The organism is Hydrogenophaga sp. (genome assembly GCF_030373225.1).
Lineage (GTDB): Bacteria > Pseudomonadota > Gammaproteobacteria > Burkholderiales > Burkholderiaceae_C > Hydrogenophaga.
Genome location: NZ_JAUCZG010000003.1, coordinates 135,902 through 152,952 on the forward strand (window position 1 = coordinate 135,902; position 17,051 = coordinate 152,952).

Annotated in this window: 14 protein-coding genes; 12 read left to right on the top strand and 2 right to left on the bottom strand. The window is 66.6% G+C overall.

Going from position 1 to position 17,051, the window contains the following annotated elements; all coding sequences use genetic code 11:
- The first annotated feature begins 3 nt into the window (after positions 1-3).
- From uraD to QUV35_RS02915, 8 genes are all read left to right on the top strand, one after another.
- The gene (uraD, locus tag QUV35_RS02880) at positions 4-1,812 is read left to right on the top strand and encodes a 2-oxo-4-hydroxy-4-carboxy-5-ureidoimidazoline decarboxylase (protein WP_300870701.1); all 1,809 of its coding nucleotides are present in this window, start codon (positions 4-6) and stop codon (positions 1,810-1,812) included.
- A 107-nt stretch (positions 1,813-1,919) separates the two neighbouring features.
- Positions 1,920-3,167 carry a M20/M25/M40 family metallo-hydrolase gene (locus QUV35_RS02885; RefSeq protein WP_300870703.1) on the top strand — a complete coding sequence of 416 codons (1,248 nt, stop codon included), beginning with the start codon at positions 1,920-1,922 and terminating at the stop codon, positions 3,165-3,167.
- Between the two features lie 67 nt (positions 3,168-3,234).
- Complete coding sequence (locus QUV35_RS02890) at positions 3,235-5,523, top strand: NADP-dependent malic enzyme (RefSeq protein ID WP_300870704.1); 2,289 nt, start codon at positions 3,235-3,237, stop codon at positions 5,521-5,523.
- Positions 5,524-5,724: 201 nt separating this feature from the next.
- A complete protein-coding gene (locus QUV35_RS02895) occupies positions 5,725-7,206 on the top strand; it encodes a nucleobase:cation symporter-2 family protein (protein WP_300870706.1) in 1,482 nt (493 codons plus the stop codon).
- 281 nt (positions 7,207-7,487) lie between these two features.
- Positions 7,488-8,519, top strand: coding sequence for an ABC transporter substrate-binding protein (locus QUV35_RS02900; RefSeq protein ID WP_300870707.1), 1,032 nt, complete (start codon positions 7,488-7,490; stop codon positions 8,517-8,519).
- A 78-nt stretch (positions 8,520-8,597) separates the two neighbouring features.
- A complete protein-coding gene (locus QUV35_RS02905; RefSeq protein WP_300870709.1) occupies positions 8,598-9,419 on the top strand; it encodes an ABC transporter ATP-binding protein in 822 nt (273 codons plus the stop codon).
- 13 nt (positions 9,420-9,432) lie between these two features.
- Positions 9,433-10,203 (top strand): ABC transporter permease, encoded by a 771-nt coding sequence (locus QUV35_RS02910; RefSeq protein ID WP_300870711.1) that lies wholly within the window; start codon positions 9,433-9,435, stop codon positions 10,201-10,203.
- Between the two features lie 62 nt (positions 10,204-10,265).
- On the top strand, positions 10,266-10,742 hold the full coding sequence (locus QUV35_RS02915) for a nucleoside deaminase (protein ID WP_300870713.1): 477 nt from the start codon (positions 10,266-10,268) through the stop codon (positions 10,740-10,742).
- Here QUV35_RS02915 and msrA read toward each other — a convergent pair.
- Both msrA and QUV35_RS02925 read right to left on the bottom strand, forming a co-directional pair.
- Positions 10,739-11,278 carry a peptide-methionine (S)-S-oxide reductase MsrA gene (gene msrA, locus QUV35_RS02920; RefSeq protein WP_300870715.1) on the bottom strand — a complete coding sequence of 180 codons (540 nt, stop codon included), beginning with the start codon at positions 11,276-11,278 and terminating at the stop codon, positions 10,739-10,741. The two genes, QUV35_RS02915 and msrA, sit on opposite strands and share 4 nt — an antisense overlap.
- Before the next feature lie 58 nt (positions 11,279-11,336).
- A complete protein-coding gene (locus QUV35_RS02925) occupies positions 11,337-12,227 on the bottom strand; it encodes a LysR family transcriptional regulator (protein WP_300870717.1) in 891 nt (296 codons plus the stop codon).
- Between the two features lie 102 nt (positions 12,228-12,329).
- Between QUV35_RS02925 and QUV35_RS02930 the strand changes: the two genes are divergently transcribed.
- The 4 genes from QUV35_RS02930 to QUV35_RS02945 all read left to right on the top strand — a co-directional run bounded on the left by QUV35_RS02930 (position 12,330) and on the right by QUV35_RS02945 (position 17,042).
- Positions 12,330-13,523: an acyl-CoA dehydrogenase gene (locus QUV35_RS02930; protein WP_300870719.1), complete on the top strand. Its 1,194-nt coding sequence runs from the start codon at positions 12,330-12,332 to the stop codon at positions 13,521-13,523.
- Positions 13,524-13,581: 58 nt separating this feature from the next.
- Positions 13,582-15,060: a potassium/proton antiporter gene (locus QUV35_RS02935; protein ID WP_300870721.1), complete on the top strand. Its 1,479-nt coding sequence runs from the start codon at positions 13,582-13,584 to the stop codon at positions 15,058-15,060.
- Positions 15,061-15,166: 106 nt separating this feature from the next.
- Positions 15,167-15,868, top strand: coding sequence for a TetR/AcrR family transcriptional regulator (locus QUV35_RS02940; protein WP_300870723.1), 702 nt, complete (start codon positions 15,167-15,169; stop codon positions 15,866-15,868).
- A 16-nt stretch (positions 15,869-15,884) separates the two neighbouring features.
- Complete coding sequence (locus QUV35_RS02945; RefSeq protein WP_300870724.1) at positions 15,885-17,042, top strand: efflux RND transporter periplasmic adaptor subunit; 1,158 nt, start codon at positions 15,885-15,887, stop codon at positions 17,040-17,042.
- Positions 17,043-17,051 lie beyond the last annotated feature (9 nt).

The following is a 17,051-nucleotide window of genomic DNA, read 5'->3' on the forward strand; positions in this document are numbered from 1 at the left end:
CCCATGACCCTCACCCTGCAACAACTCAACACCGCCGCGCCCGAGGAGGCACTGCGCCTGCTGGACGGCCTGTACGAACATTCCCCGTGGATCGCCGAGCAGGCGCTTGCACAGCGCCCCTTTGTCTCGCTGTCCGCGCTCAAGCACGCCATGGTGACGGTGCTGGCCAACGCCGGTGTGGACGCCCAGCTGGCCCTCATCCGCGCCCACCCGGAGCTCGCCGGCAAGGCCATGGTGAGCCGGTCGCTGACCGCCGAGTCCACCCACGAACAGACCCGGGCCGGCCTCACCGACTGCACCCCTGCGGAGTTCGACCACATCCAGCACCTCAACGCGCAGTACAACGCGAAGTTCGGCTTTCCTTTCATTCTGGCCGTGCGCGGTCCGCGCGGCACCGGCCTGTCCAAGCGGGAGATCATTGCCACCTTCGAGCGGCGCCTCGGCAACCCGAGCGACTTCGAACGAAACGAGTGCCTGCGCAACATCCACCGCATTGCCGAGATCCGCCTGAACGACAAGTTCGGCTTCGAGCCACGGCTGGGCAACGCGGTGTGGGACTGGCACGAAGACCTGGCGCGTCACAGCGATCCCGGATTCGCGGAACGCGGTGAACTCACCGTGACCTACCTCACCGATGCGCACCGGGCGTGTGCGGCCGATCTGGTGGAACGCATGAAGGCATGCGGGTTTGATGAGGTGAAGATCGATGCTGTCGGGAACGTGGTGGGTGTCTACGGCGCCAGCCCTTTCCCCAGCCCTCTTCCGCAAGCGGCAGGAGGAGTCAGGACGCTGCTCACCGGCAGCCACTTCGACACCGTGCGCAACGGCGGCAAGTACGACGGACGCCTGGGCATCTTCGTGCCCATGGCCTGCGTGAAGCGACTGCACGAAGCGGGCCGGCGCCTGCCGTTTGCGATCGAAGTCGTGGGTTTTTCCGAAGAGGAAGGCCAGCGTTACAAGGCCACCTTCCTCGGCTCGGGTGCGCTCACCGGCCACTTCAACCCGGCCTGGCTCGACCAGCAGGACGCCGAGGGCGTGACCATGCGCGAGGCCATGCAGCACGCCGGTCTGCCCGCCACACTGAGCGCGATCAACGCCCTTCAGCGCGACCCGTCGCGCTACCTCGGCTTCGTCGAGGTCCACATCGAGCAGGGACCGGTGCTCAACGAAATGGACCTGCCGCTGGGCGTGGTCACATCCATCAACGCCAGCGTGCGTTACCAGTGCGAAGCCATCGGCATGGCCAGCCACGCCGGCACCACCCCGATGAACCGCCGCCGCGATGCGGCCAGCGCCGTGGCCGAGCTCGCGCTCTTTGCCGAACAGCGGGCCGGCGCCGACGGCGACTCGGTGGCCACCATCGGCATGCTGCAGGTGCCGGGCGGATCGATCAACGTGGTGCCCGGACGCTGCCGTTTTTCGCTGGACCTGCGCGCACCCTCCGATGCACAGCGCGACGCGCTCGAGCGCGACATCCTGGCGCAGCTGCGTGCCATCTGCGAGCGCCGGGGCATCGGCCTGAGCCTGGAGGAAACCATGCGTGCGTCCGCTGCCCCCAGTGCGCCTGCGTGGCAGCTGCGCTGGGAACGCGCCGTGGCGGCACTCGGTGTGCCGCTGCACCGCATGCCCAGCGGCGCCGGCCATGACGCGATGAAGCTGCACGAACGGATGCCCCAGGCCATGCTGTTTGTGCGCGGCCTCAACAGCGGCATCAGCCACAACCCGCTCGAGTCCACCACCAGCGACGACATCGAGCTGTGTGTGGACGCCTTCTCGCACCTGCTCGACCAACTCGCCACCGAACACCGCTGAAACACCACCGTCGCAGTGAGCCCTTCGACAGGCTCAGGGCGAACGGCCACCACCCTCCATTGCAACCTCCTCCGTTCGGGCCGAGCTTGTCGAAGCCCTCACCAATCATGACCCTTGATTCCCAACTCGATGCCTGGATCGACGCCCACTTCGATGAGGAGGTTCGCTTCCTGCAGGAGCTCGTGCGCGTGCCCACCGACACACCGCCCGGCAACAACGCGCCGCATGCCGAGCGCACGGCCGAGCTGCTGGCCGCGATGGGCCTGAACGCCGAGAAGCACGCCGTGCCGGCGAACGAGGTGCAGGCCGCCGGCCTGCAAAGCATCACCAACCTGATCGTGCGCCGTCCGTACGGCCCGGGCAAGACGATCGCGCTCAACGCCCACGGCGATGTGGTGCCACCCGGCGAGGGCTGGACGCACGACCCCTACGGCGGCGAGATCGTCGACGGCAAGATCTACGGCCGCGCCACCGCGGTGAGCAAGTGCGACATCGCCAGCTTCACCTTCGCCATCCGGGCCCTCGAATCGCTGAACGCGAAGCTCGCCGGTGGCGTCGAACTGCATGTGACCTACGACGAGGAATACGGCGGCGAGGTCGGCCCGGACTGGCTGCTCAACAAGGGCATCACCCGGCCCGACCTGATGATCGCCGCCGGCTTCAGCTACCAGGTCGTGGTGGCGCACAACGGCTGCCTGCAGCTCGAGGTGACGGTGCACGGCGACATGGCGCACGCGGCGATTCCCGACAGCGGCACCGACGCGCTGCAGGGCGCCACACACATCCTCAATGCACTCTATGCGCTCAACCGCGATTACCTCCAGGTGTCCTCCAGCGTCGAGGGCATCACCCACCCGTACCTCAACGTGGGCCAGATCAGCGGCGGCACCAACACCAACGTGATTCCCGGCAAGGTGGTGCTCAAGATCGACCGGCGCATGATCCCGGAGGAAGACCCGGCCGAGGTCGAAGCCTCGCTGCGCCAGACCATCGCAACGGCTGCCGCCAGCTTCGAGCCGCCCCGCGGCGGCCGGGCACTGAAGGTGGACGTGCGCCGCCTGCTGCTGGCCCGCGCCATGAAACCGCTGCCGGGCAACCGCCCGCTGGTGCAGGCGATCCAGCGCCACGGGCAAGCCGTCTTCGGCGAGCCCATCCCGGCGATCGGCACACCGCTCTACACCGATGTGCGCCTGTATGTGGAGCGCGGCATCCCCGGCGTGATCTATGGCGCAGGCCCGCGAACCGTGCGCGAATCGAACGCCAAGCGCGCCGACGAACACCTGGTGCTCGAAGACCTTCGCGGGGCGACCAAGGTGATCGCACGCACCTTGCACGAGCTGCTTCAACCCGGCTGAACCCCGATGGGCAAAGCCCGGGCCATCGGCACAATGACATCCACAACAACGGCCACCGGAGACAGCCATGACACCCGCTGAAGAAGCATTGCGCGACGCCGCGTTCGAGTACCACCGACTGCCGCGCCGCGGCAAGATCGCCGTCCACCCGACCAAGCCCCTGTCGAACCAGCGCGATCTCTCGCTGGCGTACTCGCCGGGTGTGGCCTACCCCTGTCTGGCCATCGAGGCCGATCCTTCGCTGGCCGCCGAGTACACCAGCCGGGGCAACCTGGTCGGCGTGATCACGAACGGCACGGCGGTGCTCGGCCTGGGCGACATCGGCCCGCTGGCCAGCAAGCCGGTGATGGAGGGCAAGGGCTGCCTGTTCAAGAAATTCGCCGGCATCGACGTGTTCGACATCGAACTGGACGAGAAGGACCCCGACAAACTGGTCGAGATCATCGCGGCGCTCGAACCCACGCTGGGTGGCATCAACCTCGAGGACATCAAGGCGCCCGAGTGTTTCTACATCGAGCGCAAGCTGCGCGAACGCATGGGCATTCCGGTGTTCCACGACGACCAGCACGGCACCGCGATCATTTCGGCCGCAGCCCTGCTCAACGGCCTGGAACTGGTGGGCAAGGACATCGGCTCGGTCCGGCTCGCGGTGAGTGGTGCGGGCGCAGCGGCCATTGCCTGCCTGGACGTGATGGTCGGCCTGGGCGTGGCGCGCGAGAACATCTTTGTCTGTGACTCCAAGGGCGTTGTGTACGAAGGCCGCCCCGGCGGCTTCGACGAGTCGAAGGCGCGTTATGCGCAAAACACGACGCTGCGCACGCTGGCCGACGCGGTGAATGGTGCGGACGTGTTCCTGGGCTGCTCTGCGCCGGGCGTGCTCACCGCCGACATGATGAAGACCATGGGCCCGCGGCCGATCGTGCTGGCGCTGGCCAACCCCGAACCGGAGATCCGGCCCGAACTGGCCAAGGCCGTGCGGCCCGACTGCATCATCGCCACCGGCCGCAGCGACTATCCCAACCAGGTCAACAACGTCCTGTGTTTCCCCTACATCTTCCGGGGTGCGCTCGATTGCGGCGCGACCCGGATCACCGAAGAAATGAAGCTGGCCTGCGTGCGCCAGATCGCCGATCTGGTCAAGAGCGAAACCAGCGAAGAGGTGGCCAACGCCTATGCTGGTCAAGACCTCAGCTTCGGCCCCGACTACATCATTCCCAAGCCCTTCGATTCGCGCCTGATCCTGCGCATTGCCCCGGCGGTGGCGCAGGCCGCAGCCGACTCCGGCGTGGCGACACGCCCGATCCAGGACATGGAGGCCTACCGGCAGGAACTCAGCCGCTTCGTCTACCAGACCGGCATCCTGATGCAGCCGGTCTTTAACGCCGCCAAGGCGCAACCCGAGCGCCAGCGCGTGGCCTATGCCGATGGCGAAGACGAGCGCGCGCTGCGGGCCGCGCAGATGGCCATCGACGACCAGCTGGCCGTGCCCATCCTGATCGGCCGCCCGGCCGTGATCGAGGCCCGCATTGCCAAGGCCGGCCTGCGCATGAAGCTCGGGCAGGACGTGCAGAACGTCAACCCCGAAGACGACCCGCGCTTTCGCCAGTACTGGGAGCACTACCACCAGCTCATGGGGCGCGAGGGCGCCACGCCCGAGGTGGCCAAGGCCGCGGTGCGGCGCTCCAACACCATCATCGGCTCGCTGATGGTCTCGCTCGGGGATGCCGATGCGCTGATCTGCGGCCTGGTGGGTGGCTACATGACGCACCTCGAGCGCATCGACCACGTGCTCGGACGACGGGCCGGTGCCAGGCTCTATGCCTCGGTGAACGCGCTGATGACCGACCGCGGTCCGCTGTTCATCGCAGACACCTATGTCAACGAGATGCCCAGCGCCGAAGACCTGGCCGAAATCGCCTGGATGGCGGCGCAGGAAGTCCAGCGTTTCGGCCTCCCGCCCAAGGTGGCCTTTCTTTCTCATTCGAGCTATGGGTCGAGCAAGCGCCTCTCGGCGCGCAAGATGGCGCAGGCGCGCGACCTGTTCGTGGCCGCGCACCCCGAGATCGAGTGCGACGGCGAACTGCACGGCGATGCCGCGCTGCAGCCGGAGATCCGCAAGGCCTACCTGAGCGACACCACCCTCGAGGGCTCGGCCAACCTGCTGATCTGCCCCAACCTCGATGCGGCCAACATCCTCTACAACGTGATGAAAACGACCGCCAGCGGCGGCGTCACGGTGGGCCCCATCCTGATGGGTGCAGCCAACACGGTGCACATCCTCACGCCGGCAGCCACGGTGCGGCGCGTGCTCAACATGACGGCCCTCGCCGCGGCCGCAGGCGGCTCCCGCGGCTGAAGTCGCAGGCCGGCCATCAAGGGACGCTGCGGCGTCCCTTTTTTCTTGTCCCGGGCTCGCGTGGCGCCGGGTCGTGCGGGGCTGTCGTGCATGGCCCGATGACCGCACCACCGGTCAGAAAGCGGGTTTCCCCTAGCTGCTCTTCATCCCATCGTACACATAAACTGTATACACATTTTGCATGCATTGAAGGAGCATTCCATGTCCAACCCTGTTCACCCGGTCGATGAAGTCCTGCCCGCAGGCCGGCTCACGGCACTCGGCCTGCAGCACGTGCTGGTGATGTACGCCGGCGCCGTCGCGGTGCCGCTCATCGTGGGCCGCGCGCTCAAGCTCAGCCCGGAGCAGGTGGCCATGCTGATCTCGGCCGACCTGTTCTGCTGCGGCCTGGTCACGCTGATCCAGTCGCTGGGCGCCACCCAGTGGTTCGGCATCAAGCTGCCGGTGATGATGGGCGTGACCTTCGCGTCGGTCGCCCCCATGGTGGCCATGGCCAACAACAACCCCGGCGTGCAGGGCGCGGGGCTGATCTTCGGCGCCATCATCGGCGCGGGTGTGGTGTCGATCGCGATCGCGCCCGTCGTCAGCCGCATGCTGCGGTTCTTTCCGCCGGTGGTCACCGGCACCATCATCGCGGTCATCGGCATCAGCCTCATGCGCATCGGCATCAACTGGATCTTCGGCAACCCCTTCGGTCCCACCGCACCCAGCGTTCCCAGCCCCGAGCACCTGCAGTGGCTCGATGCGGTCAAGCAGGCATCTGCCAGTGGCGCGGTGCCCGACATGCCCAAGGGCGTGGCCCTGGTCGGCAGCGTGCCCAACCCGGCCTATGCGCAGCTGCCGCACATCGCCATTGCCGCCGTCGTGCTGGTGTCCATCCTGCTGATCGCCAAGTTCGCTCGCGGCTTCATTGCCAACATCTCGGTGCTGCTGGGCATCGTCATCGGCGGCGTGATCGCCACCGCCGCCGGCCTGATGAACTTCGACAAGGTCGGCAAGGCGCACTGGTTCGACCTGGTGCTGCCGTTCGAAATCGCCACGCCGGTCTTCGACCCCATCCTGATCCTCACCATGAGCCTGGTGATGATCGTGGTGATGATCGAATCCACCGGCATGTTCCTGGCGCTGGGCGACATGACCGAGCGCAAGATCGACCAGAAAGCGCTCACTGCCGGCCTGCGCACCGACGGCCTGGGCACGCTCATTGGCGGCATCTTCAACACCTTCCCGTACACCAGCTTCTCGCAGAACGTGGGGCTGGTGGGCGTCACCGGCGTGAAGAGCCGATTCGTCTGCGTGGCCGGCGGGGTGATCCTCATCGTGCTCGGTCTGCTGCCCAAGATGGCGGCGCTGGTCGAGTCGCTGCCCACCTTCGTGCTGGGCGGTGCCGGCCTTGTCATGTTCGGCATGGTCGCCGCCACCGGGATCCGCATCCTCGCGGGTGTGGACTACAAGGGCAACCGCAACAACCTGTTCGTTGTGGCGGTGTCGATCGGTTTCGGCATGATTCCGCTGGTGGCACCCAACTTCAAACAATGGATGCCGCACGCGATCCATCCGCTGATCGAATCGGGCATCCTGCTGGCGTCCATCAGCGCGGTGGCGCTCAACCTGTTCTTCAACGGCAGCCAGGGCGACACCGCGGGCGCGGTCCATGCTGCCCGACAGGCCGAGGCGCATTGAAGCGCGTCAGCGCCACCCGAAAGGCCCCTTCCGGGGCCTTTTTCGCGGACCCGGTGGCCTCATGCTGGTGCGCCCCAGTTTGGTGCACTGAATTCAGGGTAAGCCATGTAGACGCACCGATCGCGGGAAATCAGAATCTGTATACACATTCTGTGTTCAAAACGATCCCCTGCGCCCGTTTCCAAGGGTAAGCACGGCTGGCACCCTTATTGCTGATGAAGAAACATGCCGGAGCGCGCCCGAAACGCCCATTTGCAAACCCTCACACCAACGGAGAACCCATGAACAAACGCCACTTCCTCCAGACCGCCGCAGCCATCGCCACCCTGGCCACCATGGGCACTGCCGCGGCCCAGACACCCATCAAGTTCCAGCTCGACTGGCGCTTCGAGGGCCCGGCTGCGCTGTTCCTGCAGCCGGCGGCCAAGGGTTACTTCAAGCAGGCAGGGCTCGACGTCACCATCGACTCGGGCAACGGTTCGGGCGGCACGGTGACCCGTGTGGCCTCGGGCACCTACGACATGGGCTTTGCCGACATGGCGGCACTGATGGAGTTCCACGCCAACAACCCGGACGCACCCAACAAGCCGGTGGCCGTGATGATGGTCTACAACAACACGCCGGCGGCCGTGCTCGCCCTCAAGAAGAGCGGCATCACCAAGCCGGCCGACCTCAACGGCAAGAAACTCGGCGCTCCGGTGTTCGACGCTGGCCGCAAGGGCTTCCCGATCTTCCAGAAAGCCAACAACATCGGCAACGTGGCCTGGACCTCGATGGACCCACCGCTGCGCGAGACCATGCTGGTGCGCGGCGACATCGACGCCATCACCGGTTTCTCGTTCACCTCGCTGCTCAACCTGGAAGCGCGCGGCGTGAAAGCCGAAGACGTGGTCATCATGAATTACGCCGACAACGGCGTGAAGCTCTATGGCAACGCCATCATCGCCTCGCCCAAGCTGATTGCCGAGAACCCGGCCGCCATCAAGGCCTTCCTCACCGCCTTCGCCAAGGGTGCCAAAGACGCCATGGCAAACCCCACTGCGGCCATCGAAACCGTGAAGGCGCGCGACGGCATCATCAACGTGCCGCTGGAAACGCGCCGCCTGCAGCTGGCGATCGACGCGGTGGTGGCCAGCCCCGACGCGCGCAAGGAAGGCTTCGGTCAGGTGGTTCCCGGGCGCCTGGCGCTGATGGCCTCGCAAGTCTCCGACGCCTACGGCACCAAGACCCGCGTCGACGCGGGCAAGGTCTGGAACGGCTCCATGCTGCCTGCCGCTGCCGACCTCAACGTGCTGCCGCCCGCGAAGAAATAAGGCCCGAGCCCGGCCACTGGCCCAGGCCAGCCACCCTGCGGCGGCTGGCCTTTTTTTCAGGATTTTCAGGACAAGCCCATGCAAGACACTCCCGGCGCTCCGCCCTTCGTCGACTTCGATCAGGTCTGGCTGGCCTACAACGACGATCTGCTGGCACAGAACACCTTTGCCGTCGAAGACATCAACCTCAAGGTCAGGCAGGGTGAGTTCATCGCCATCGTCGGTCCCTCGGGGTGTGGCAAGTCCACCTTCATGAAGCTCACCACCGGGCTGAAGATGCCCAGCATGGGCAAGATCCGCATCGACGGCCAGCCCGTCACCGGACCGCTGAAGATTTCGGGCATGGCCTTCCAGGCACCCTCGCTGCTGCCCTGGCGCACCACGCTGGACAACGTGCTGCTGCCGCTGGAGATCGTCGAGCCGTTCCGCAGCCAGTTCAAGGACCGCAAGCGCGAGTTCGAGGAGCGCGCGAAAAAACTGCTGGCCAGCGTGGGCCTGGGCGGCATGGAGAAGAAATTTCCGTGGGAACTCTCGGGCGGCATGCAGCAACGCGCCAGCATCTGCCGCGCACTGGTGCACGAGCCCAAGATGCTGCTGCTCGACGAGCCCTTCGGCGCGCTCGACGCCTTCACCCGCGAAGAGCTCTGGTGCACGCTGCGCGATCTCTGGGAGGCGCAACGCTTCAACGTCATCCTGGTCACGCACGACCTGCGCGAATCGGTGTTTCTCGCCGACACCGTGTACTGCATGAGCAAGAGCCCGGGTCGCTTCGTGGTGCAGCGCGAGATCCCGATCCCGCGCACGCGCGACCTGGAAGTGACCTACACCAAGGAGTTCTCCGACATCGTGCTCGAGCTGCGTGGCCACATCGGCGCCATGCGAACCCCGGTCAACCAGTGAACGGAACCTCACCATGAACCTGAACAAAAAACAGATGGAGCGCTGGTCGCCCTTCCTGCTCCTGCTGGCCATCATCGTCGTCTGGGAAGTCATCACCAGCGGCTTCGGCGTCTCCGAATTCATCTTCCCCAGCCCTTCGCGCATCTGGGAACAGACGCTGGAGCACAAGACCACCATCCTCGGCCACGCCTGGCGCACCTACTGGGTGACCATGGCCGGCTTCGGCATCGCCATCGTGGTCGGGGTGCTGCTGGGCTTTCTCATCGGCAGCTCGCGCCTGGCGTATGCGGCGGTCTACCCGCTCATGACCGCCTTCAACGCGCTGCCCAAGGCGGCCTTCGTGCCCATCCTCGTGGTGTGGTTCGGCATCGGCGTGGGCCCGGCCATCCTCACCGCCTTCCTCATCAGCTTCTTTCCCATCATGGTCAACATCGCCACCGGGCTGGCCACGCTGGAGCCGGAGCTCGAAGACGTTCTGCGGGTGCTCGGTGCCAAGCGCTGGGACGTGCTGACCAAGGTCGGCCTGCCGCGCTCCATGCCCTACTTCTTCGGCTCGCTCAAGGTGGCGATCACGCTGGCCTTCGTGGGCACCACGGTGTCGGAGATGACGGCCTCCAACGAGGGCATCGGCTACCTGCTGATCTCGGCGGGTTCCTCGATGCAGATGGGCCTGGCCTTCAGCGGTCTGCTGGTGGTCGGCGCGATGGCGATGGTGATGTACGAACTGTTCAGCTGGATCGAGAAGCACACCACGGGCTGGGCACACCGCGGGTCGCAGAACTGACCTTCCGCGCGCCTGACCATGCTCCTCGATCAGGCCCCACCAGGCCTCTGTCTGCGCTCTGAATGAACCACGATCAAGTCACCCGGCACCTGCGACACGCCAACGACGTCGCGCGGCGAGCGGCCAGCATGGGCCGTCACCCGTTTGGCGCCTTGCTGGTCGCACCCGACGGCGAGACGGTGCTGGCCGAGCAGGGCAACATCGACACGGTGAACCACGCGGAGTCCACGCTGGCGCGCACGGCGGCGGACAACTGGCCAGGCGAGTACCTGGCACGCTGCACCCTGGTGACCACCTTCGAGCCGTGTGCCATGTGCACCGGCACGATCTACTGGGCCAACATCGGGCGGGTGGTCTACGGGGCGAGTGAAGAGGCCTTGCTCGCACTCACCGGCAGCCATGAAGAGAACCCCACGCTGTCCCTGCCTTGTCGCGAGGTGTTGGCCCGGGGTCAGAAGTCCGTGGAGGTGGTGGGACCGGTGGCTTCCATGGAGGCCGAGATGCTGGAGCCGCATCTCGGGTTCTGGGCGGCCCGTTAGGTCTTGGCCAACCGGGCAAAGGTCTTGCGGAACTTCGCCACCTTGGGTGCAGCGACCATCATGCAGTAGCCCTGGTTCGGGTTGCGTGCAAAGAAATCCTGGTGGTAATCCTCGGCTGGCCAGTAGTTGTCCAGCGGCTTCACCTCGGTCACGATCGGCCGGCCAAAAGCCTTGTCGCGCGTGAGCTCCTCGATCAGGTCCTGCGCCACGGCCTGCTGCTCGGGCGTGGTGAAGTAGATCCCGCTGCGGTATTGCGTGCCCACGTCATTGCCCTGGCGGTTCAGCGTGGTCGGGTCGTGGATCACGAAGAAGATCTCAAGAATTTCGCGCGTGCTGATTTGCGCCGGGTCGTACTCCAGCCGCACCACCTCGTTGTGCCCGGTCGTGCCGCTGCACACCGCCTCGTAGCCCGGCTGCTGGACATGGCCGTTGCTGTAGCCCGACTCCACGTCGCTCACGCCCTTGACTCCCACGTACACCGACTCGGTGCACCAGAAGCAGCCACCACCCAACACCAACACCTGTTTGTCGCTCATGCCTTCATCCTTCCGATCGACACATCCACCGTCCGGGAACGGATGGCTGGAAACCGCTTCACTGTACCGATTGCGCGGCATCGCGCACCGCGCCCAGGAATGCCCCCAGCGCGGCCTGGTCTCTGTCGGTCTTCCACAGGCAGTGCGTTTCATAGGCCGGCGTCTGGACATCCAGCGGCACGAACACCGCGCCGGGCAGGCCGGCCTGCTGCAGCGCGGCCGGCACCAGGGCGCAGCCCAGGCCCTGGGACACGATGGAGACCACACTGAGCCAGTGGCGCAGCTCGAAGCGGATCTCGGGCGAGAAGCCCGCGTCGGCACACAGGCCAAGGATGCGTTCGTGGTAATCGGGCGAGACAGCGCGCGACACCACCGCGAACGGCTCGCCCTGCAGCCGCGCCAGCGACAGCTTCCTGCGTCGCGCCAGCGCATGCCCCTGCGGCAGGCAGGCCACAAAAGGCTGGCTGGACACCAGGATCTGCGAGAAGCCCGCCGGCACGCGCGTGGTGTGCACGAAGCCGATGTCCAGCCGCTCGTGCATGAGGTCGATCAGCTGGTCGCTCGAACTCAGTTCGCGCAACACCAGCCGCAGTTTGGGGTGCCCGGCCGAAAACCGCTTCAGGATCTGCGGCAGGCCGCGGTAGAGCACGGTGCCGGCGAAACCGATCTGCAGGCTGCCCACCATGCCCTGCGACACCTCGCGGGCCTCGCGTGCGGCCAGCCCGGCCTGGTCCAGCAGCGATCGCGCCGCCGGCACGAAGGCCTGGCCGGCCGCCGTGAGCTGAACGCCCCGGCTGTTGCGGGTGAAGAGCTGCGCCCCGACCGAAGCCTCGAGCTGCTGGATATTGAGCGAGAGCGGCGGCTGCGTGATGGCCAGGCGCTGGGCTGCGCGGCCAAAGTGCAACTCCTCGGCCAGCACCAGGAAGTAACGCAGGTGGCGGAATTCCATGAATAGCTTTCCTGTATGGACGGATACCTATTCGATATTAGACAGGTATTCATGGCGGGCAGACAATGCATGCATTGCCACCCACAAACGGAGACACCGACCATGCTTTCACCCACCAAGGCCAAAGCCAGCTTCAGCTGGGAAGATCCCTTCCACCTTGACGCGCAGCTCACCGACGACGAGCGCCAGGTGCGCGAGGCGGCCCATGCCTATTGCCAGGAAAAGCTGCTGCCACGGGTGACCGAGGCCTTCCGCCATGAGAAGACCGACCCGGCCATCTTTCGCGAGATGGGCGAACTCGGCCTGCTCGGCCCCACCATTCCCGAGGCCTATGGCGGCAGCGGGCTGAACCATGTCTGTTATGGCCTGGTGGCGCGCGAGGTCGAACGGGTGGATTCGGGTTACCGCTCCATGATGAGCGTGCAGAGCTCGCTGGTGATGGTGCCGATCAACGAGTTCGGCACCGAGGAACAGAAACAGAAATACCTGCCCAAGCTGGCCAGCGGCCACTGGATCGGCTGTTTCGGCCTGACCGAGCCCAACCACGGCTCCGACCCCGGCAGCATGGTCACGCGCGCCAGAAAGGTCGCCGGCGGCTACAGCATTTCCGGCTCCAAGATGTGGATCAGCAACAGCCCGATCGCCGACGTGTTCGTGGTCTGGGCCAAAGACGACGAAGGCTCGATCCGTGGCTTCATCCTCGACAAGGGCATGAAAGGCCTGTCGGCCCCGGCGATCCACAGCAAGGTCGGCCTGCGCGCCTCCATCACCGGCGAGATCGTGATGGACGGCGTCTTCTGCCCCGAAGAAAACGCCTTCCCCGAGGTGCGTGGCCTCAAGGGCCCGTTCACCTGCCTCAACAGCGCGCGCTACGGCATCGCCTGGGGCGCGCTCGGTGCGGCCGAAGACTGCTACTTCCGCGCCCGCCAGTATGTGATGGACCGCCACCAGTTCGGCCGTCCGCTGGCGGCCAACCAGCTGATCCAGAAGAAGCTGGCCGACATGCTCACCGAGATCAGCCTGGGCCTGCAGGGCTGCCTGCGCCTGGGCCGCATGAAGGACGAAGGCACGGCAGCGGTGGAGATCACCAGCATCCTCAAGCGCAACAGCTGCGGCAAGTCGCTCGACATCGCCCGCATGGCGCGCGACATGATGGGTGGCAACGGCATCAGCGACGAATTCGGCGTGGCCCGCCACCTGGTGAACCTGGAGGTGGTCAACACCTACGAAGGCACGCACGACATCCACGCGCTCATCCTGGGCCGTGCCATCACCGGGATCCAGGCGTTTTCCTGATGCCTTGAGGCGCCATCCGTGCCACGGGCGCTGGCACGGATTCTGTTAGCTTCAAGGCATGTTCCTGTCGCTCGACTTCCTCACGCTTCCCCTGCTCGGCGCCGCGGCGCTGGTGTTCCTGAGCGTGCTCGCCGGCGTGGTGTCGGCACGCGCCGGCTTCTCCTTCCTGCTGGTGTTTCTCACCGTCGGCATCCTTGCGGGTGAAGACGGTCCGGGCGGCTTTGTCTTCAACGATTTCCGCCTGAGCTTCTGGGTCGGCAACGTCGCGCTGGCGGTCATCCTGCTCGACGGCGGGCTGCGCACCGACCTCACCACCTTCCGCACCGGCCTCAAGCCCTCGCTGCTGCTGGCCACCCTGGGCGTGGTGGTGTGCACCGGCATCACGGCCACGGCGGCCTGGGCGCTGCTCGACCTCTCCTGGCCACTGGCCCTGCTGGTGGGCTCCATCGTCGGCTCCACCGACGCGGCGGCGGTGTTCTCGCTGCTCAAGTCTTCCGGGGTGAAGCTCAACGAGCGGGTCGCCGCCACGCTGGAGATCGAATCCGGCATGAACGACCCGATGGCGGTCTATCTCACGCTCACCTTCATCGCGGTGGCGCTGTCGGTCATGGCGGGCGAGGCAACGAGCATCGGCGCGCCGGAGGTGCTGCGCTCGCTGTTCGAGCAGTTCGGCTACGGCACGCTGGCGGGCCTGGCCAGCGGCGTCGGGCTGGCCGGCCTGCTCAAGCGCCTGGGCCGCGGCACCGACGGTGGCGGCGGCATCCGGGCGCTGCTCATCGTCTCGGGTGGACTGGCCGTGTTTGCCGGCACCACCTGGCTCGGCGGCTCGGGCTTTCTTGCGGTCTACCTCATGGGCATGATCACCGGCAACCGAGCACGGCGCCAGGTGCGCCCCTCGCTCTCGGCCATGGACGGCTACGCCTGGCTCGCGCAGGCCGGCATGTTCCTGTTGCTCGGCCTGCTGGTCAACCCGACCGAGCTGCTGCGCACCATCTGGCCCGCGCTGGGCGTGTCGGCGGTGCTGATGCTGGTGGCCCGGCCGATCTCGGTCTGGCTGTGCCTGGCGCCCTTTCGCTTCAACCGGCAGGAGATCACCTTCATTTCCTGGGTGGGCCTGCGCGGCGCGGTGCCCATCGTGCTGGCCGTCTTCCCGGTGATGGCCGGCGTGCAGGGTGCGCAGACCTTCTTCAATGTGGCCTTCGTGGTGGTGCTCACCTCGCTGCTGCTGCAGGGCTCGACCATCGCCTGGGCGGCCCGGCGAACCCACGTGGTCCTGCCCGACCTCGATGACACCGAGCACGCCAGGCTGGTGTTCGGCGACTTCGTGATGGACGCCAGCACACCGCTGGAGGACCTGTGCGGCTTCTACGGTCTGCCGGTGCCTGCCGAGTCCAACCTTTCGGTTGGCCAGTGGCTGCGCAACGAACTGCACCGGCCGCCGGTGGTGGGCGATGCGGCCCAGTTGGGCAAGGCCGAGGTGAGCGTGCGCGAAATGAACGCCAGCCGCATCACACGGGTGGGCATCAAGCTGGGCTGAGCCGCGGCCGCCCACCCCCGGTTTGCCGGGGCTTTACCCCCGCGACACAGCCGGCGAGGGAGCGGTGGAGTACATTAATAACCCATCGGTCATTAACATCCATCGCATGCCTGTGTCCCCCGCCACCGACCTGTCAGACGCCAGCACGTCCCATGACGAAGCCGCGCCGCAGCGCCGCTCACGGCGCAAGCAGGCGCGCCCCGGCGAGTTGCTGGACGCCGCGCTCACGCTGTTTGTCGAAAAGGGCTTTGCCGCCACCCGGGTGGAAGAAGTCGCCGCCCTGGCCGGCGTCTCCAAAGGCACCCTCTTTTTGTACTTTCCCAGCAAGGAAGAGCTGTTCAAGGCGGTCGTGCGCGAAACCATCGCCGGGCGCTTCACCGAGTGGAACGAAGAGTTCGAGCGCTTCAGCGGCGACAGCGCCGAGCTGGTCCGCTACTGCATGCACTCCTGGTGGGAACGCATCGGCATGACGCCCGCCTCGGGCATCACCAAGCTGGTGATGAGCGAAGCCGGCATGTTTCCCGAGATCGCCACCTTCTACCAGCAGGAAGTGATCGAGCCCGGGCACGACCTGATCCGCCGCATCCTTCAGCGCGGCGTCGACCGCGGTGATTTCCGACCCCTGCCCATGGAATACGCGGTCTACAGCCTGATCGCACCGATGATCTTCCTGCTGATGTGGAAGCACGCCATGGCGCCGTGCTGCCCGACCTCCGCGCAGATCGATCCCATCGGCTTCATCGATGCCCAGGTCGACCTGCTGCTGGCCGGCATGCAGCTTCCCAAGCCCCCGCGCCAGAACGCCTGACCCGACCGCCACCACCATGACCACACGCCGTTCGTTCTCCTACTGGGTCAAGTGGCTGTTGCTCGCGGCGCTGGTGCTCGGCATCGCCCTGGGCGTCACCCGCGCACTGGGCAAACGCAAGGCGACCAGCGAAGCGGCCCGGGCCGCGGCCGAGTCGCTGCAGAAAACGCCCACCTACACGCTCTCACCCAGCGATGTGGTCGCGGTGCAAAGCCTGGAGCTCACTCAGACCGTGGCCCTCTCGGGCTCCGTGGACGCGCTGCAGACCGCCGCCATCAAGGCCAGGACAGCGGGAGAGATCCAGGGCCTGACCAAACGCGAGGGTGACCCGGTGAAAGCCGGCGAAGTGGTGGCACGCATCGACAGCACCGAAGCGCAGGCGCGCGTGCGCCAGGCGGCGCGCCAGGCCGAATCGGCCCAGGCGCAGGTCGCCATTGCGCGACGCACCTTCGACAACAACCAGGCCCTGGTGCGCCAGGGCTTCATCTCGAACACCGCGCTCGACACCGCCAACGCCAACCTCGCCAGCGCCGAAGCCACGCACCAGGCGGCGCTGGCCGCACTCGACATCGCCCGCAAGGCGCTGGCCGACACGACGCTGCGCTCACCGCTGACCGGCCAGGTGTCGGCCCGGATGGTGCAGAACGGCGAACGGGTGGGCATCGACGCCCGGGTGCTCGACGTGGTGGACCTCTCAAGCTTCGAGATGGAAGCGGCCATCGCACCGGCCGACGCGGCGGCGGTGGTGGTCGGCCAAACGGCGCTGCTCACGGTGGAAGGCCAGAGCGAGCCCGTGAAGGCCACCGTGGCGCGCATCAATCCCAGCGTGCAGGCAGCCAGCCGCAGCGTGCTGGTGTACCTGCGCGTGCCGGCACTGCCCGGCATGCGCCAGGGCCTGTTTGCGCAGGGCCACATCGTGACCGGCTCGGTGTCGACGCTGGCCGTGCCGGCGTCCACCGTGCGCAACGACAAGCCGCAGCCCTACGTGCAGGTGGTGCGCGAAGGCACGGTGGTGCATGTGCCGGTGCAGGCCGGTGCCACCGGTCTGGCGGGCACCGAGCCCATGCGGGCGGTTCAGGGCCTGCCGGCGGGCACCCAGCTGCTGCGCGCCCAGGCCGGCCTGATCCGCGAAGGCACGGCGGTTCGCCTGGCCTCTGCCGCCAGCGGCAACTGAGCAGCACGG

What these genes read in the sequence shown, in the direction of transcription:
- QUV35_RS02925 (WP_300870717.1), bottom strand. Translation starts at nt 12,227, where the DNA reads ATGGAATTCCGCCACCTGCGTTACTTCCTGGTGCTGGCCGAGGAGTTG.
- QUV35_RS02940 (WP_300870723.1), top strand. Translation starts at nt 15,167, where the DNA reads ATGCCTGTGTCCCCCGCCACCGACCTGTCAGACGCCAGCACGTCCCAT.
- QUV35_RS02930 (WP_300870719.1), top strand. Translation starts at nt 12,330, where the DNA reads ATGCTTTCACCCACCAAGGCCAAAGCCAGCTTCAGCTGGGAAGATCCC.
- QUV35_RS02895 (WP_300870706.1), top strand. Translation starts at nt 5,725, where the DNA reads ATGTCCAACCCTGTTCACCCGGTCGATGAAGTCCTGCCCGCAGGCCGG.
- QUV35_RS02905 (WP_300870709.1), top strand. Translation starts at nt 8,598, where the DNA reads ATGCAAGACACTCCCGGCGCTCCGCCCTTCGTCGACTTCGATCAGGTC.
- QUV35_RS02885 (WP_300870703.1), top strand. Translation starts at nt 1,920, where the DNA reads ATGACCCTTGATTCCCAACTCGATGCCTGGATCGACGCCCACTTCGAT.
- QUV35_RS02935 (WP_300870721.1), top strand. Translation starts at nt 13,582, where the DNA reads ATGTTCCTGTCGCTCGACTTCCTCACGCTTCCCCTGCTCGGCGCCGCG.
- QUV35_RS02915 (WP_300870713.1), top strand. Translation starts at nt 10,266, where the DNA reads ATGAACCACGATCAAGTCACCCGGCACCTGCGACACGCCAACGACGTC.
- uraD (WP_300870701.1), top strand. Translation starts at nt 4, where the DNA reads ATGACCCTCACCCTGCAACAACTCAACACCGCCGCGCCCGAGGAGGCA.
- QUV35_RS02890 (WP_300870704.1), top strand. Translation starts at nt 3,235, where the DNA reads ATGACACCCGCTGAAGAAGCATTGCGCGACGCCGCGTTCGAGTACCAC.
- msrA (WP_300870715.1), bottom strand. Translation starts at nt 11,278, where the DNA reads ATGAGCGACAAACAGGTGTTGGTGTTGGGTGGTGGCTGCTTCTGGTGC.
- QUV35_RS02945 (WP_300870724.1), top strand. Translation starts at nt 15,885, where the DNA reads ATGACCACACGCCGTTCGTTCTCCTACTGGGTCAAGTGGCTGTTGCTC.
- QUV35_RS02900 (WP_300870707.1), top strand. Translation starts at nt 7,488, where the DNA reads ATGAACAAACGCCACTTCCTCCAGACCGCCGCAGCCATCGCCACCCTG.
- QUV35_RS02910 (WP_300870711.1), top strand. Translation starts at nt 9,433, where the DNA reads ATGAACCTGAACAAAAAACAGATGGAGCGCTGGTCGCCCTTCCTGCTC.